The organism is Pseudomonas sp. FP818 (genome assembly GCF_030687335.1).
GTDB lineage: Bacteria > Pseudomonadota > Gammaproteobacteria > Pseudomonadales > Pseudomonadaceae > Aquipseudomonas > Aquipseudomonas shahriarae.
The window spans coordinates 4616485-4632091 of the sequence record NZ_CP117427.1; the positions used below are offsets into that span (position 1 = coordinate 4616485).

The following is a 15607-nucleotide window of genomic DNA, read 5'->3' on the forward strand; positions in this document are numbered from 1 at the left end:
ATCCTTATGCCGTGCTGATAACTCGACCCTGGTGGTCCACCACCGGGCCACTCAAGTGAACGCCGGACGCATCCAGCAGCAGGCCGACTGCACCGACCTGCACGCTGATGTTTGCAGCGGTCATGACCAAACGGGCAGCGCCCAGACTCATTTCCACCTGCTCGCGAGAGCCAGTGAATGCCGTGGGGCCGTTGCTCCAATCCAGCACATGACCGGCGGCGTCGTAGGCGCTTTGCGTGCCGTCCGGGTAACGCCGGCTCGTCAGGCTGGCGACACTGGACAGCGGCGGGAAGCGATCACTGTTCAGGCCAAACAGCGCCACCGACTGCCCCCCGCCCTCGCCGCCGCCGTAGTTGAGCAGCAGGCATTGCTCTCCCACCGTGGGGATTCGCGTTTCGGTCTGCGCCCCGGCGCTGGGGTTGAAAAAGCGAATCGCCGGGGTCAGCAACTCGCCATGCCTGACCTTGCAGGTATTGCTGGCCGCGTCGACCTCCTGGCACACGCCGATCCGGCAAAAACTCTCGGCCCGCCGATAGAGGTCTTCAAGCTGGGTTTCCATCTGCGCCAGGCGCTCGACGATGGGCGCCAATTGCAGGCGTAACAGTGCGTCGAACATGGGGCTACTCCTGCAGGGGCCGGTATTGATCGGGGTCGTCGATATTCGACACCTCCCAGGTGCGGGCAAACAGCGGCTTGCCCATAGGGTCGTCAAGCAGCGGCGGGCCGATGTAGAGGGTTTGGTTGAAGGACACGGTCCAACTGTCGTACTGGGTGTCGGCCCCCGCCAGGGTCGATGGCAGCGCGACAATGTTGACTGGCACATCGCACTGGGCCGCCGGCAACTGCCAACGGTTATCCAGCACCAGGTCCATCAGCCGGCTCGCCAGGTCACAGGCGTCAAAAGCTTGCGCGCCTTCGGCGGCCATGACCTTGAGCGAGATCGACAACACATGGGCCTTGCGTCCTTCAAGGGAACGTACGCCCGGGCCATTACGCTCGACTGTGATTGCCACGGCGGTTTCATCCGCCGCCAGGATGCCCGGCGGGCTGCCCACCCGTAACGCCGGGAACGCCTTACGCAGGGCCTGGCCGATGGCTATTGGCAGTTGTGACGGTTTTTCAATGAGGGTCATGGTGTGGCTTCCTTGCAACGATCACTTTGAGTCCGGGGGCGAACCGGGCGGCTCATTCACCCCGATGCGCTTGGCGGCCCAGCGCTCGTAGAGGCCGATGGCGACGTCGGCACCGGCCATGGCGGTCAGGCAGCCGAGGGCGCCCGCCGTCCAGATCGACATGCCGGCGGCGTACAGCAGCATCAACGCCGACACCCCGCACACCATGCACGCCCCGGAACGCAGGGCCAGGCGGCGGACCAGCGACCAACCGCGGGCGCCCTCCTTGTCGGCGCGCCACATCTCCCCGGACACGCCGCCGATCAGGGCCAGAATAATCACCAGCCAGATAGGCATTTCTGCCAACGCTTGCTGCTCGTTTGTCATGTCACGCCTCCTGGAATGCGTAAAACCGGCAGGTGGCCGGTGCTTTGATAAATAGATGGATGGGTGTGTCGGTAGGCATTCCAAAAAGCCCGGTAGCCCGGGCTTTTCAGTAATGCGGTCCTTGGATCTTTCGGCGCTACTGGCGCGGTACGGATCTTTCCTCGATGTTTTTCCGACCACGATCCCTGTCTGCCGGATAACTGCTTGTGGTGCTTTACGCTGCACACCCGGGTCAGTTGCCAACCCTCTGAACCGTCAAGGCCGGTTCATCGCTGCCTGTTGTAAACCGTGAAACTAAAGAGCGTCGGCATCCTTGCCGGTGTTGCCTGGCGTCCTTGCCATCACTCGGTGGCGTCCATGCCAGTGTTGCGTGCCTTCCTTGTCTTCCTTGGCAGCATCCTTGCCGCCTCCACCAGACCTTGTTGGCTGGCTTGAGATGGAGAATATGCATGTATGCATATACAGTCAATGCACAAATGCATTTATTTTTACTCGGATAATGCATTGGCGCATAAACCCCTTGAGTGGTGGGCCCTGGGCGGTTTTCCATAGGCGAAAAAAAGCCCGCTCTCAGGCGGGCTGTTTCTTACAGAGAAGGGTTAGCGGGCGTACATGCCCCACCAGAAAACGTGACCGAGGATGCTGATCTGCTCTTCCTGGATATCCTGGAAGCTGTAGTCCTCATCCGGGTGCTCATCACGATTGAAACTGCGCAGGCGGATCCCCGAAGGCAGACGATAGAGCTGTTTGACCCGCAATTGACCGTTGTGATTGATGGCATACAAGTCGCCATCGACGATATCGCCGATCCCGCTCTTGCCGGCATTCACCCCCACCGTGGCGCCATCACGCAACACCGGCAGCATGCTGTTGCCGCGTACCGTCACACACTTGGCCTGGTCGAACTGCACACCGTTATGCCGCAGGCTGCGCTTACCAAAACGCAGGCTGGCCTTCTCGCTTTCCTCGATGACGAATCTTCCTGATCCAGCAGCCAATTCAACCTCGCGCAAAAAGGGGATCGACACCTCGTCATCATTAACGGGCGTGTCGTCGTCCCACAGGCTTATATCCTTGAGCTCCGAATGCATCGGGTCGCGCTCATCCTGCCACGCCGACCCCGCGCGCCCGCGCAACTGGTCGGTGCTCACCCGGAAGTAATCGGCGATCCGCGAGATGTGCTTGTCCGACGGATCAACGATCTTGCCGCTGAGAATCCGGGACAGAGTGGATTGAGGCACGCCGGTACGCCGGTGAAGCTCCGTGGGGGAGATCCCGTCGCGATCGAGCAGCTCTCTTAAGACGATTGAAACGTTGCGTTTTTGCATAACGGGGATAGTGACGGGAGTTTTTGGGGTTGGCAAATGCTAATTTGCATATTTTGTGCATGGGGTATGCGGGTGTACTGGCCGTTTGTGAACTGCGAAGCACGGACCTCGCATGTTAACCTTGCCGCCATCGCAAAAAATGCTGGGCCAAGCGCCCCCTTTGCCCCATCACTTTCAACGAATTTGCCTACTACCCAATGAGTAAAAACACCTCCGATCTGTCCTCCCACACTCCAATGATGCAGCAGTACTGGCGCCTGAAAAACCAGCACCCTGATCAGTTGATGTTCTATCGCATGGGCGACTTCTACGAGATCTTCTATGAAGACGCGAAGAAGGCCGCCAAGCTGCTGGATATCACCCTGACCGCGCGCGGGCAGTCGGCTGGGCAGGCGATTCCGATGTGCGGGATTCCTTATCATTCGTTGGAAGGTTATCTGGCCAAGCTGGTCAAGCTCGGTGAGTCGGTGGTGATCTGTGAGCAGATCGGCGACCCGGCGACCAGCAAGGGGCCGGTGGAGCGTCAGGTGGTGCGCATCATTACCCCGGGGACGGTGAGTGATGAGGCGCTGTTGGATGAGCGGCGGGACAACCTGATCGCGGCGGTGCTGGGGGACGAGCGGTTGTTCGGCCTGGCGGTGCTGGATATCACCAGTGGCAACTTCACGGTCCTGGAAATCAAGGGCTGGGAGAACCTGCTGGCGGAGTTGGAGCGCATCAATCCGGTGGAGCTGATGATCCCGGATGATTGGCCAAAGGATCTGCCGGCGGAAAAACGCCGTGGGGCCAAGCGCCGTGCGCCGTGGGATTTTGAGCGCGATTCGGCGCTGAAAAGTCTGTGCCAGCAATTCTCCGTACAGGATCTGAAGGGTTTTGGTTGCGAGACCCTGACCCTGGCCATCGGCGCCGCCGGTTGCCTGCTCAATTACGCCAAGGAAACCCAGCGCACCGCCCTGCCGCATTTGCGCAGCCTGCGCCATGAGCGCCTGGACGATACGGTGGTGCTCGATGGCGCCAGCCGGCGCAATCTGGAGCTGGACACCAACCTGGCCGGCGGGCGCGACAATACCCTGCAGTCGGTGGTCGACCGTTGCCAGACCGCCATGGGCAGCCGTCTGCTGACCCGTTGGCTGAACCGTCCGCTGCGCGACTTGACCGTATTGCAGGCGCGCCAGTCGTCCATTACCTGCCTGCTGGACGGCTACCGCTTTGAAAAGCTGCAACCGCGGCTCAAGGAAATCGGTGATATCGAGCGGATTCTTGCGCGGATCGGCCTGCGTAACGCCCGCCCGCGTGACCTGGCGCGCCTGCGTGACGCGCTGGGCGTGCTGCCCGAGTTGCAACAGGCGATGACCGAACTGGACGCGCCGCACCTGCAACAACTTGCTGTCACGGCCGGCACCTACCCGGAACTGGCTGCGCTGCTGGAAAAAGCCATTATCGACAACCCGCCCGCGATCATCCGCGACGGCGGCGTGCTGAAGACCGGTTACGACAGCGAGCTGGATGAGCTGCAAGCCTTGAGCGAGAACGCCGGGCAGTTCCTGATCGACCTGGAAGCCCGCGAAAAAGCCCGCACCGGCCTGGCCAACCTGAAAGTCGGCTACAACCGTGTGCACGGCTACTTTATTGAGTTGCCAAGCAAGCAGGCCGAGCAGGCACCTATTGATTACCAGCGTCGCCAGACCCTTAAAGGTGCCGAGCGCTTTATCACCCCTGAGCTCAAAGAATTCGAAGACAAGGCGCTGTCGGCCAAGAGCCGCGCCCTGGCCCGGGAAAAGATGCTCTATGAAGCCCTGCTCGAAGACCTGATCGGCAAGCTGGCACCGCTGCAGGACACCGCTGCGGCCCTGGCCGAGCTGGATGTGTTGAGCAACCTTGCCGAGCGCGCCCTGAACCTTGACCTGAACTGCCCGCGTTTTGTCAGCGAGCCGTGCATGCGCATCGTCCAGGGTCGCCACCCGGTGGTGGAGCAAGTGCTGACCACGCCGTTCGTGGCCAACGATCTGTCGCTAGACGACGATACCCGCATGCTGGTGATCACCGGTCCGAACATGGGCGGTAAATCCACCTACATGCGCCAGACCGCCTTGATCGTGCTGCTGGCGCATATCGGCAGCTTTGTGCCGGCGGCCAGTTGCGAGCTGTCCCTGGTGGACCGCATCTTCACCCGGATCGGTTCCAGCGATGACCTGGCCGGTGGCCGTTCGACCTTTATGGTGGAAATGAGCGAAACCGCCAATATCCTGCACAACGCCAGCGACCGCAGCCTGGTGCTGATGGACGAAGTGGGGCGCGGCACCAGTACCTTCGACGGCCTGTCCCTGGCCTGGGCCGCTGCCGAGCGCCTGGCCCACCTGCGGGCCTACACGCTGTTCGCCACCCACTATTTCGAACTGACCGTGCTGCCGGAAAGCGAGCCGTTGGTGGCTAACGTGCATCTCAATGCCACCGAGCACAACGAGCGCATCGTGTTCCTGCACCATGTGCTGCCAGGGCCGGCCAGCCAGAGTTACGGCCTGGCCGTGGCCCAGTTGGCCGGTGTGCCGAACGATGTGATCCTGCGCGCCCGCGAGCACCTCAGCCGCCTGGAAACCACCGCCCTGCCCCACGAAACCGTGGTTGCAAGCCCAGCCAAGGCCACCAGCAAACCGGGTGTGCCCATGCAGAGCGATATGTTCGCCAGCCTGCCCCACCCGGTACTGGATGAGTTGGCAAAGCTTGACCTGGACGACTTGACTCCACGAAAAGCGTTGGAATTGCTCTATGCACTGAAGACACGGGTCTAACGCAGACGCGTGCAAGCTGATAGAATCTCGCGCGGTTTGGGATGCTGCGGGCTTTTAGCCTGGCCTGCAGACTATCGCTCCCAAACCTCGCGAGCCCTGCCAGAAGGGGTTTCGCTGCCGCCGCCTGAGGAGAAAACTAGAAATGACCTTCGTCGTCACCGACAACTGCATCAAGTGCAAGTACACCGACTGCGTAGAAGTGTGTCCGGTGGACTGCTTTTACGAAGGCCCGAACTTCCTGGTAATCCACCCGGATGAGTGCATTGACTGCGCCCTGTGTGAGCCAGAATGCCCGGCCGTTGCGATTTTCTCCGAGGATGAAGTACCGGAGGACATGCAGGAATTTATTCAGTTGAACGTCGAGCTGGCGGAAATCTGGCCCAACATCACTGAGAAGAAAGAATCGCTTCCAGATGCGGAAGAGTGGGATGGCGTTAAAGGCAAGATCAAAGACCTCGAACGCTAACAGCGTCGCGCCCCTCTAAAAGGCCCCTTGCGGGCCTTTTTGCGTTTTTGCGCGCGGGTCTTTTACTTTTCTGCAGGCAAAAAAAAGGGGCGGTTTGACCCGCCCACATTTTTTCCCTAGTCCCTGTGTTCCTTTTCATCGTCCTGATGAATCGCATCCTGCGAGGTTCCCTGAATCATCGTTCCGTGATGACTGTGTCAATCCGTGGACACAGGGCTGATAGTAGAGACTTCCCAGACAAGTTCAACGGGATCCATTCCCAAGCACACCCCGCCGTCGCTCTCGATCACAAATAAATAAGCGTTATATTTCAATGATATAGAAATATGTCCAGGTGATTCGAGGCATCCAGGTCCGGTTAAAAAACCAAACACTTACGAAAAAGTAAGCGAATGCTTACACCGTCCATTAGGGAAATGCGCACCCGCCCTCCCAAAAGGTTTACGCCAGACAAGAAAAAGCCCCGACAGGGTCGAGGCTTGTCTGCCTTCAGGTCGATCAGTCGTCGCTGACAGTGATGGTCGGCATTGCCTGGGCACCGGCTTCCTGCAAGACAATCCGCGCGCCTACATGACGGGCCAGTTCCTGATAGACCATGGCGATCTGCCCATCGGGTTCGGCGGCGACCGTCGGCTTGCCACCATCTGCCTGCTCACGAATGCCCATCGCCAGCGGCAACGAAGCCAGCAGCTCAACGTCATATTGGGTGGCGAGCTTTTCGCCGCCGCCTTCACCGAACAGATGCTCGGCATGGCCGCAGTTGGAGCAGATGTGTACCGCCATGTTCTCCACGACACCCAGCACCGGGATGTTGACCTTGCGGAACATCTCCACGCCTTTGCGCGCATCCAGCAACGCCAGGTCCTGGGGGGTGGTGACAATCACTGCACCGGCCACCGGCACTTTTTGCGCCAGGGTCAGCTGGATATCACCGGTGCCCGGCGGCATGTCGATCACCAGGTAGTCCAGGTTGCCCCAGTCGGTCTGCATCACCAGTTGCATCAAGGCCCCGGAAACCATGGGCCCGCGCCACACCATCGGGGTGTTGTCATCGGTCAGGAACGCCATCGACATCACTTCCACGCCATGGGCCTGGATCGGCACGAACCACTTCTGGTCCTTGATCTTCGGCCGCGAGCCTTCGGCGATGCCAAACATCACGCCCTGGCTGGGCCCATAGATATCCGCGTCGAGGATGCCCACCCGCGCACCTTCACGGGCCAGGGCCAGGGCCAGGTTGGCCGCCGTGGTCGACTTGCCCACGCCGCCCTTGCCGGACGCCACCGCCACCACGTTCTTGACGTTGGCCAGGCCGGGGATCTGTGCCTGGGCCTTATGCGCGGCGATCACACACTGGATGTCGACCTTGGCCGAGCGCACGCCGTCCAGGCCTTCAATGGCCATTTGCAGCATCTGCGCCCAGCCACTCTTGAACAGGCCTGCGGCGTAGCCCAGCTCAAGCTGGACCGTGACCTGATCGCCCTGCACCTCAATGGCCCGGACACAGCCGGCGCTGACCGGGTCCTGGTTCAGGTAGGGGTCGGTGTACTGGCGAAGAACGGCTTCCACCGCTGCGCGATTGACGGCGCTCATGGGCTACTCCCGGAAAAGACAGACTAAAACAGGCGGCTATCCTAACCGTTCCGAGGCGTGAGGGGCATGCTTTCGCGATATTGGAAAACCCTGAAACAGCCTCACGGGGTGAAATAAATTCCCCAGCGCTTTATAGTGGCCGACCTCCGTTTCATCAAGTAGCCGAGCCCCATGTCCGAGCCACGCAAGATCCTCGTCACCAGCGCCCTGCCCTATGCCAATGGTTCCATCCATCTTGGCCATATGCTTGAGTACATCCAGACCGATATGTGGGTGCGCTTCCAGAAGCATCGCGGCAATCAATGCATTTATGTCTGCGCGGACGACGCCCACGGTTCGGCCATCATGTTGCGCGCCGAAAAGGAAGGCATCACCCCGGAACAACTGATCGCCAACGTCCAGGCTGAACATAGCGCCGACTTTGCCGAGTTCCTGGTGGACTTCGACAACTTCCACTCGACCCACGCCGAAGAGAACCGCGAGCTGTCGAGCCAGATCTATCTGAAACTGCGTGATGCCGGGCACATTGCCACCCGCTCGATCACCCAGTATTTCGACCCGGAAAAGAAAATGTTCCTGGCCGACCGCTTCATCAAGGGCACCTGCCCCAAGTGCGGCACCGAAGACCAGTACGGCGATAACTGCGAAAAATGCGGTGCCACCTACGCACCGACCGACCTGAAAGATCCGAAGTCGGCGATCTCGGGCGCCACCCCGGTGCTCAAGGATTCCCAGCACTTCTTCTTCAAGCTCCCGGATTTCCAGGAAATGCTGCAAACCTGGACCCGTAGCGGCACCTTGCAGGACGCCGTGGCAAACAAGATCGCCGAATGGCTGGATGCCGGCCTGCAACAGTGGGATATCTCCCGCGATGCGCCGTATTTCGGTTTCGAGATCCCCGATGAGCCGGGCAAGTACTTCTATGTGTGGCTGGACGCGCCGATTGGCTACATGGCCAGCTTCAAGAACCTCTGCGACCGCACGCCTGAGCTGGACTTCGACGCGTTCTGGGGCAAGGACTCCACCGCCGAGCTGTACCATTTCATCGGCAAGGACATCGTCAACTTCCACGCCCTGTTCTGGCCGGCAATGCTCGAAGGTTCGGGCTACCGCAAGCCGACCGGCATCGCCGTGCACGGCTACCTGACGGTCAATGGCCAGAAGATGTCCAAGTCCCGTGGCACCTTTATCAAGGCGCGCACCTACCTTGACCACCTGTCGCCGGAATACCTGCGCTACTACTACGCGTCCAAGCTGGGCCGTGGCGTCGACGATCTGGACCTGAACCTGGAAGACTTCGTGCAGAAGGTCAACTCGGACCTGGTGGGCAAGGTGGTCAACATCGCCAGCCGCTGCGCCGGGTTTATCCACAAGGGCAACGCTGGCGTGATGGTGCCGGTCAACGCCGCACCGGAGCTGACCGACGCGTTCCTGGCGGCCGCGCCAAGCATCGCCGACGCCTATGAAGCCCGCGACTTTGCCCGCGCCATGCGCGAGATCATGGGCCTGGCCGACCGCGCCAACGCCTGGATCGCCGACAAGGCACCGTGGTCGCTGAACAAGCAAGAAGGCAAGCAGGATGAAGTCCAGGCCATCTGCGCCACCGGCATCAACCTGTTCCGCCAGTTGGTGATCTTCCTCAAGCCGGTGCTGCCGTTGCTGGCCGCCGACGCCGAGGCGTTCCTCAACGTTGCACCGTTGACCTGGAATGACCACACCAGCCTGCTCAACAACCATCAGCTCAACGAATTCAAGCCGCTGATGACCCGTATCGACCCGGTCAAGGTGCAGGCCATGACGGATGCTTCCAAGGAAGACCTGACCGCCAGCCAGACCGACACCGGCAACGCCGCCCCAGCGGGCAATGGCGAGCTGGCCAAGGATCCGCTGTCGCCGGAAATCGACTTCGATACCTTTGCCGCCGTGGACCTGCGGGTCGCGCTGATCATCAAGGCCGAAGCCGTGGAAGGCGCCGACAAGCTGTTGCGCCTGACCCTAGATATCGGTGACGAGCAACGCAACGTGTTCTCCGGGATCAAAAGTGCCTACCCGGACCCGTCTAAGCTCGATGGTCGCCTGACCATGATGATTGCCAACCTCAAGCCACGCAAAATGAAGTTCGGCATCTCCGAAGGCATGGTGATGGCAGCCGGCCCTGGCGGCGAGGAAATCTACCTGCTCAGCCCGGACAGTGGCGCCAAGCCTGGCCAGCGCATCAAGTAACCGGAAAACCCTGTCGCGGTGATTGGCCGCGACAGGGCGGTTTGCGCTAGTACCCTCTCCCTGCTTGCCGGATAATCAGGCCCTGTTTGCTTAACCGGCTCGACCATGACCGAACTGCTTGTCGCCCTTCTCTGCGCTGCCCTGATCAGCCAATACCTGCTGCGTGTTGCGCTGCCTGGGGATCCGCCTTTGGAACGACGGCGGGTGCACGCCCTAGGGTTGGCGACCACACTCTTGGTCGCCCTCAGCGGCGCTTTCAGCTACCTGGTTGTTCACTTTGTGTTGCAACCCTTGGCGCTGGACGCTGTATGGCTGTTTGCTTATGTGCCGGTGGCGATCTTGTTGAGCCAGCCATTGCTGACGGTACTTTCCCGCCGCGTGCCCGCACTGCCCTTCGACGGGTTGTGGCTGCCGCTGCTGGCGAACGCCGGTGTGCTCAGCGTGGTATTCCTGGGCCCTGGCAATACCACCCAACTGATCTATAGCCTGGGGATCGGCCCGGCATTCTGGCTGACCCTCAGCCTGTTCAACGATTTGCGCCAGCGCATAGACCACAACGATATCCCCCAGCCCTTCAAAGGCCTGCCCGTGGACCTGTTCAGTGCCGGGCTGATGGCCGTGGCGTTGCTGGGCTTAAACGCAATGATCAAACCATGAGCCTGATTCAACGTATCGACGCCCTGCTGCCCCAGACCCAATGCGGCAAATGCGGGCACCCTGGTTGCAGCCCCTACGCCGAAGGCATCGCCCGGGGTGAGGCTATCAACAAGTGCCCGCCAGGCGGCACGGAAACCATCGCCGAGCTGGCGCAGCTGTTGAACCTGGCGCCCCTGGAGCTGGACAGCACCCGTGGTGAAGCCCCCGCGCAGATTGCCTTTATCCGTGAGGCCGAGTGCATCGGTTGCACCAAGTGCATCCAGGCTTGCCCGGTGGATGCGATTGTCGGCGCGGCCAAGTTGATGCACACCGTGATCGTGGATGAATGCACCGGTTGCGACTTGTGTGTCGCGCCCTGTCCGGTGGACTGCATCGACATGCTGCCCTTGCCGCTGGCCACGGTGCTGCCAATTGTCGCGGGCTATGCCAGCACCGCCGAGGAGCGCCAAGAGCGCGGGGCCAAGCGTGAGCGCGCCCGCCGCCGCTTCGAGCAACGCAACGCCAGGCTGCAACGCGAGGAAGAGCACAAGCTGGCAGAACGCCTGGCCCGCAGTAAACGCCCGGCCCCCAGCGCAGAGAGCAACGGCGACCCGCTGCAGGCTGCCATCGAGCGCGTGCGCGCGCAAAAAGACGCCGACATCGACGCCGCGCTAAAACAGGCCAAGATCAACCTGGCGATGAGCCGGGCGCAACTGCATAAATCCCTGAAAGCCTTCGGCCATCCGCCGACCTTTGAGCAACAGTCGCAGTTGATCATCCTGCAACAGCAATTTGAATCCGCCGAACAGGCATTGGCCGCCCTTGAAACCAACGCCCCCGCTGTTGTGATCCCCCAGGCCAATAAAGATCCAGCGCTCAAACGCGCCAAAATCCAGTTGGCCATGCGTCGCGCCGAGCTGAAAAAAGCCCAGGACGCGCTGGCCGATGCCGAACAACTGGCCGCCCTGGGCGCAGCCCTGGCCGACGCTGAACAAGCCTTGCATGCGGCCGAAGAAGCCTCCGAGCAGCCCAGGCCTGATTTGCAACGTGTCGAGAAACGGCCCATCGACAGCCAACTGCGCCAATTGAAGACCGCCCTGGCCTATGCCCGCGCCGACCTGAACAAACTCGAACGCCAGCCCGCCAGCAGTACCAACGCGTTAATGGACGCCAGACAACGCCTGGCTGACGCTCAGCGGTTGGTGGATGAACATGTCGGGGCCTGACGTTGTTGAGCGCCAGCAACAGGCCATGCAGCGCCTGTTGATGGCGGTAACGCCCGGCGTGCTGGTGCTGTTCTGGCTGTATGGCTGGGGCGTGTTGATCAATCTGTTGCTGGCCGGCACCTGTGCCTGGGCCGTCGAAGCCGGGGTGCGCCGGTTGCGCGGCCAGGGCGGTGGCGACCTCAGTGGCCTGGTCAGCGCGGTCCTGCTGGCCCTGGCGCTGCCACCTTACTGCCCGTGGTGGCTATGCGTGGGCGCTGTGAGCAGTGGATTGCTGCTGGGCAAACATCTGTATGGTGGCAAGCAGAACCCCTTCAACCCGGCCATGCTCGGTTATGCGCTGATGCTGCTGGCCTTTCCCCAGCCAATGACCCATTGGCCGGCATCCCACGGCCTGGACCTGCTGGCCGGCCTGCAACAGGTGTTCGGCCTGCACGGCGACACCGCCGATGCCTGGGCCCGGGCCACGGCGCTGGATACGTTACGCATCAATAACAGCCTGACCATTGATGAACTGTTTGCCAGCAACCCGGCGTTCGGCCAGATCGGCGGCACCGGCAGCGAGTGGGTAAACCTGGCGTTTCTCGCCGGCGGCGTCTTTTTACTGCAGCAACGGGTATTCAGTTGGCATGCGCCGGTGGGCATGCTCGCCAGCCTGTTTGTCATCAGCCTGCTGGGCTGGAACGGCTCGGGCTCGGACTCCAATGGCTCGCCGCTGTTTCACCTGCTGACCGGGGCCACCATGCTCGGCGCCTTCTTTATCGTCACCGAACCGGTGTCGGGCGCGAAAAGTGCGCGGGCACGCTTGCTGTTTGGGGTGGGCGTGGGGCTGCTGACCTACCTGATCCGCACCTGGGGCAGCTACCCGGATGGCGTGGCGTTCGCCGTACTGATGATGAACCTGGCAGTGCCGACACTGGAGCGCTGGGCACGGCCGCAGGCGGTGAAGGCATGACGCGCACCTGGCAAGCCTTGATCGTGCTGATGATCGCCGTCGGCGCGGTGGGCCTGACCGTTGGCCTGCAACAGCTGACGAGCAAGCCCATTGCCGCGCAGCAGCGTGAAATGCAAAGTCGGGCGTTGCTGGATGTACTGCCCGCTGGCAGTTATGACAATCACCCCCTGGAGCGCCCGCTGGGTATCGCCTCGGAAATGCTGGATAACAGTCAACTGCTGGGTGGTTACCTCGCGACCCTGGCCGGTAAACCCAGCGCCGTCGTGCTGCGCGCGCAGGTCGATGGTTACGGTGGACGTATCCAATTGCTGATTGCCATCGACCACAACGCCAAGCTGCTCGGGGTAAAGACCCTGGCCCACGCAGAAACCCCGACATTGGGCGGACCTATTGGCGAGCCCGGCAATCCCTGGCTTGCCTCGTTCAAAGGGTTGTCGCGGGAAAGTCCGCAGATATGGGCGCTGAAGAAAGACGGTGGCCAGTTCGACCAGATGGCGGGCGCGACCATCACCTCCCGCGCGGTGATTAACGCAACCCATGATGCCTTGCGGTATTTTGACGAACATCGTCAGGCGCTGCTGGAGACTGCCAGCCATGACTAAACCATTCGCCCTTGGCAGCCTGTTGCTGCTGCCTGCGCTGCTGGGTGTCAGCGCCACCCCGGCCGGCGCCGCTGCCTTCTGGGCGCTGTGTGTGCTGATCGTGACGCTGCATGGCTGGAGCTGCGCCTGGGTGCGTAATCGCCTCAGTGGCAATTGGCGGCTGATTGCCAATGTGTTGCTGGCCACCACCTGGGTCAGTTGCGCACACTTGGTGGCCCAGGCCCTGGCCTTTGGCCCGTCTATGGCCCTGGGAGCTTACCTGGGGTTAATTGGCGTGCAATGCGTATTGCTTGAACATGCCGGCCTGTTCGCCGCCAACCAGCGCAGGGCGCAGCTTCAGCTATTCACCGTTGCTACCGGGCTATTGGTTGCAATCACCCTCTCGCGCTTGTTACTCGGCAGCAGCATCGCCACCCTCGCCCCCACAGGGTTTATCCTGCTCGGGTTGTGGCTTGCCGGGTGGCAAGCCTGGACCCAACGCCGCAAATCACACTGAAGGAACCGCTCGCCCCATGAATGCCGCAAAACGCCTGGAGATCTTTCGTCGGTTTCACGAGGACAACCCAGAACCCAAGACCGAGCTGGCCTACTCGTCGCCGTTCGAGCTGCTGATTGCGGTGATCCTGTCTGCGCAATCGACGGATGTGGGCGTCAACAAGGCCACGGCCAAGCTGTTTCCGGTGGCCAATACTCCAGCGGCGATCCATGCCCTGGGGGTGGAGGGGCTGTCGCAGTACATCAAGACCATTGGCCTGTATAACAGCAAGGCAAAAAACGTCATAGAAACCTGCCGACTGCTGGTCGAGTTGCATGGCGGCGAAGTGCCACAAACCCGGGAAGCACTTGAAGCTTTGCCCGGCGTGGGTCGCAAGACGGCCAATGTGGTGCTCAATACAGCGTTTCGCCAATTGACCATGGCGGTGGACACACATATTTTCCGCGTGAGTAACCGCACAGGGATCGCACCGGGCAAGAATGTGGTGGAGGTGGAGAAAAAACTGATGAAATTTGTGCCAAAGCCTTACCTGCTCGACTCCCACCACTGGTTGATTCTGCACGGCCGTTATGTGTGCCAGGCCCGCAAGCCGCGTTGTGGCAGCTGTCGCATCGAGGATCTGTGTGAATACAAGGAAAAGACGTCTGACGATTGAGCCGTCATTGCTTTTATTGATGAGTCGATTGAAAAAATCTTTTTTACCCGGTGCGCAATTGCCGATATAAGGAGCGCCAACGGCAGTCTTAGCCTGGAGTTAACCTTATGAGCACTGGCAAAGAACAACTGGATGTAGAAGATGACTTTGTGGCAACGGACACTGACGAAGTAGCCGAGGCGCCCGTAGAAGTGGCCAAGACCAATTTGAGCAAACGCCGCACCATCGACAATCTTCTGGAAGAGCGACGCCTGCAAAAACAGTTGGCCGATTACGATTTCGATCTCTAGCCAAACGATCACACAGAAGCCTCCGCGATGGAGGCTTTTCCTGCCTGTTGCTCCCTGCTTCTTAAACCAGGCCGTTGCGCTGAGCGAGCTCGATCAGGTCCACCAGGGACCGGGCATTGAGCTTGAGCAGCAGACGCGTCTTGTAGGTACTCACCGTCTTGTTGCTGAGGAACATGCCGTCGGCGATTTCTTTGTTGGTTTTTCCCTGGGCCAACTGCTGTAGCACCATCATCTCCCGGCCTGAGAGCCGTTCGACCATATCCGCCTCGCTGGTATTGCCCTGGGTGGACCGCACCGAGTTGAGTGCCTGGTTGGGGAAATAGCTGTAGCCAGACAGCACGGCCTTGATTGCGCTCAGCAGCTCGGTAAGGTCCTGCTGCTTGCACACATAGCCCGCCGCCCCCGCCTGCATGCAGCGCATGGAGAAGTGACCGGGTGCCTGGGAGGTCAGCACCAGCACCTTGAAGGGTTGCGCCTGCTTTGTGGAAGACAGGCGACAAATAACTTCCAAACCGTCAAGTTTGGGAATTCCAATATCCAGGATGACAATATCCGGCATATGCTCCCGCGCTAGTTGTAACGCGTCGACTCCGTTATCGGTCTCTGCAACGACCTCATAACCATGACGTTCCATTAGCATGCGTACAGCAAGGCGAATGACGGGATGATCATCCACGATCAGCACTTTATTCATGGGCAAGTCCAATTTCGCTGTTCGAATTATTCAGAGCCAGCACAATAGCCTAGTCGTTTCCTCCTTGGCATAGCACTCCCCCCCAAGTAACGACAAGCAGAGACCCAACCCACAAAGTTATGAGAATAGACCTACAAAAAAACGCCTCTATGGATGTG

Annotated in this window: 16 protein-coding genes; 10 read left to right on the forward strand and 6 right to left on the reverse strand. The window is 60.5% G+C overall.

Features of this window, described 5'->3' with window-relative positions; translation table 11 throughout:
- Positions 1-4: 4 nt before the first annotated feature.
- From PSH80_RS20980 to PSH80_RS20995, 4 genes are all read right to left on the reverse strand, one after another.
- Positions 5-616, reverse strand: coding sequence for a phage baseplate assembly protein V (locus PSH80_RS20980; RefSeq protein WP_057958617.1), 612 nt, complete (start codon positions 614-616; stop codon positions 5-7).
- 4 nt (positions 617-620) lie between these two features.
- Positions 621-1133 carry a hypothetical protein gene (locus PSH80_RS20985; protein ID WP_115128880.1) on the reverse strand — a complete coding sequence of 171 codons (513 nt, stop codon included), beginning with the start codon at positions 1131-1133 and terminating at the stop codon, positions 621-623.
- A 21-nt stretch (positions 1134-1154) separates the two neighbouring features.
- Positions 1155-1499, reverse strand: coding sequence for a phage holin family protein (locus PSH80_RS20990; RefSeq protein ID WP_057439345.1), 345 nt, complete (start codon positions 1497-1499; stop codon positions 1155-1157).
- A gap of 599 nt (positions 1500-2098) precedes the next feature.
- A complete protein-coding gene (locus tag PSH80_RS20995; protein ID WP_081044189.1) occupies positions 2099-2827 on the reverse strand; it encodes an XRE family transcriptional regulator in 729 nt (242 codons plus the stop codon).
- 197 nt (positions 2828-3024) lie between these two features.
- Here PSH80_RS20995 and mutS point away from each other — a divergent pair, with 197 nt between their 5' ends.
- Together mutS and fdxA are read left to right on the forward strand one after the other, a co-directional pair.
- Positions 3025-5616 (forward strand): DNA mismatch repair protein MutS, encoded by a 2592-nt coding sequence (gene mutS / locus PSH80_RS21000; RefSeq protein WP_305418174.1) that lies wholly within the window; start codon positions 3025-3027, stop codon positions 5614-5616.
- Between the two features lie 142 nt (positions 5617-5758).
- Positions 5759-6082 carry a ferredoxin FdxA gene (fdxA, locus tag PSH80_RS21005; RefSeq protein WP_003222178.1) on the forward strand — a complete coding sequence of 108 codons (324 nt, stop codon included), beginning with the start codon at positions 5759-5761 and terminating at the stop codon, positions 6080-6082.
- Between the two features lie 498 nt (positions 6083-6580).
- On the opposite strand, the gene apbC is transcribed toward fdxA, so the two are convergent.
- Positions 6581-7675: an iron-sulfur cluster carrier protein ApbC gene (gene apbC, locus PSH80_RS21010; RefSeq protein ID WP_057958615.1), complete on the reverse strand. Its 1095-nt coding sequence runs from the start codon at positions 7673-7675 to the stop codon at positions 6581-6583.
- A 171-nt stretch (positions 7676-7846) separates the two neighbouring features.
- Here apbC and metG point away from each other — a divergent pair, with 171 nt between their 5' ends.
- From metG to PSH80_RS21050, 8 genes are all read left to right on the forward strand, one after another.
- Positions 7847-9898, forward strand: a complete 2052-nt coding sequence (gene metG, locus PSH80_RS21015) for a methionine--tRNA ligase (protein ID WP_057958614.1) — start codon at positions 7847-7849, stop codon at positions 9896-9898.
- A gap of 105 nt (positions 9899-10003) precedes the next feature.
- Complete coding sequence (locus PSH80_RS21020; RefSeq protein WP_057439341.1) at positions 10004-10555, forward strand: Rnf-Nqr domain containing protein; 552 nt, start codon at positions 10004-10006, stop codon at positions 10553-10555.
- Positions 10552-11760, forward strand: coding sequence for an electron transport complex subunit RsxB (rsxB, locus tag PSH80_RS21025; RefSeq protein WP_305418182.1), 1209 nt, complete (start codon positions 10552-10554; stop codon positions 11758-11760). Before PSH80_RS21020 ends, rsxB begins: the two co-directional genes overlap by 4 nt.
- The gene (locus PSH80_RS21030) at positions 11747-12712 is read left to right on the forward strand and encodes an RnfABCDGE type electron transport complex subunit D (RefSeq protein WP_370693707.1); all 966 of its coding nucleotides are present in this window, start codon (positions 11747-11749) and stop codon (positions 12710-12712) included. Before rsxB ends, PSH80_RS21030 begins: the two co-directional genes overlap by 14 nt.
- On the forward strand, positions 12709-13314 hold the full coding sequence (locus tag PSH80_RS21035; RefSeq protein WP_057958611.1) for an RnfABCDGE type electron transport complex subunit G: 606 nt from the start codon (positions 12709-12711) through the stop codon (positions 13312-13314). Before PSH80_RS21030 ends, PSH80_RS21035 begins: the two co-directional genes overlap by 4 nt.
- Positions 13307-13810 (forward strand): Rnf-Nqr domain containing protein, encoded by a 504-nt coding sequence (locus PSH80_RS21040; protein ID WP_128593204.1) that lies wholly within the window; start codon positions 13307-13309, stop codon positions 13808-13810. Before PSH80_RS21035 ends, PSH80_RS21040 begins: the two co-directional genes overlap by 8 nt.
- 16 nt (positions 13811-13826) lie before the next feature.
- Positions 13827-14465, forward strand: coding sequence for an endonuclease III (gene nth, locus PSH80_RS21045; protein WP_115128897.1), 639 nt, complete (start codon positions 13827-13829; stop codon positions 14463-14465).
- A gap of 107 nt (positions 14466-14572) precedes the next feature.
- On the forward strand, positions 14573-14755 hold the full coding sequence (locus PSH80_RS21050; protein ID WP_057439336.1) for a PA3496 family putative envelope integrity protein: 183 nt from the start codon (positions 14573-14575) through the stop codon (positions 14753-14755).
- Positions 14756-14816: 61 nt separating this feature from the next.
- On the opposite strand, the gene PSH80_RS21055 is transcribed toward PSH80_RS21050, so the two are convergent.
- A complete protein-coding gene (locus PSH80_RS21055; RefSeq protein WP_032858436.1) occupies positions 14817-15449 on the reverse strand; it encodes a response regulator transcription factor in 633 nt (210 codons plus the stop codon).
- Between the last annotated feature and the right edge of the window lie 158 nt (positions 15450-15607).

Coding starts and splice junctions, on each gene's coding strand:
- PSH80_RS20990 (WP_057439345.1), bottom strand. CDS start 1,499: ATGACAAACGAGCAGCAAGCGTTGGCAGAAATGCCTATCTGGCTGGTG.
- PSH80_RS21050 (WP_057439336.1), top strand. CDS start 14,573: ATGAGCACTGGCAAAGAACAACTGGATGTAGAAGATGACTTTGTGGCA.
- PSH80_RS20985 (WP_115128880.1), bottom strand. CDS start 1,133: ATGACCCTCATTGAAAAACCGTCACAACTGCCAATAGCCATCGGCCAG.
- mutS (WP_305418174.1), top strand. CDS start 3,025: ATGAGTAAAAACACCTCCGATCTGTCCTCCCACACTCCAATGATGCAG.
- PSH80_RS21055 (WP_032858436.1), bottom strand. CDS start 15,449: ATGAATAAAGTGCTGATCGTGGATGATCATCCCGTCATTCGCCTTGCT.
- PSH80_RS20980 (WP_057958617.1), bottom strand. CDS start 616: ATGTTCGACGCACTGTTACGCCTGCAATTGGCGCCCATCGTCGAGCGC.
- PSH80_RS20995 (WP_081044189.1), bottom strand. CDS start 2,827: ATGCAAAAACGCAACGTTTCAATCGTCTTAAGAGAGCTGCTCGATCGC.
- PSH80_RS21030 (WP_370693707.1), top strand. CDS start 11,747: ATGTCGGGGCCTGACGTTGTTGAGCGCCAGCAACAGGCCATGCAGCGC.
- metG (WP_057958614.1), top strand. CDS start 7,847: ATGTCCGAGCCACGCAAGATCCTCGTCACCAGCGCCCTGCCCTATGCC.
- nth (WP_115128897.1), top strand. CDS start 13,827: ATGAATGCCGCAAAACGCCTGGAGATCTTTCGTCGGTTTCACGAGGAC.
- PSH80_RS21040 (WP_128593204.1), top strand. CDS start 13,307: ATGACTAAACCATTCGCCCTTGGCAGCCTGTTGCTGCTGCCTGCGCTG.
- fdxA (WP_003222178.1), top strand. CDS start 5,759: ATGACCTTCGTCGTCACCGACAACTGCATCAAGTGCAAGTACACCGAC.
- rsxB (WP_305418182.1), top strand. CDS start 10,552: ATGAGCCTGATTCAACGTATCGACGCCCTGCTGCCCCAGACCCAATGC.
- PSH80_RS21020 (WP_057439341.1), top strand. CDS start 10,004: ATGACCGAACTGCTTGTCGCCCTTCTCTGCGCTGCCCTGATCAGCCAA.
- apbC (WP_057958615.1), bottom strand. CDS start 7,675: ATGAGCGCCGTCAATCGCGCAGCGGTGGAAGCCGTTCTTCGCCAGTAC.
- PSH80_RS21035 (WP_057958611.1), top strand. CDS start 12,709: ATGACGCGCACCTGGCAAGCCTTGATCGTGCTGATGATCGCCGTCGGC.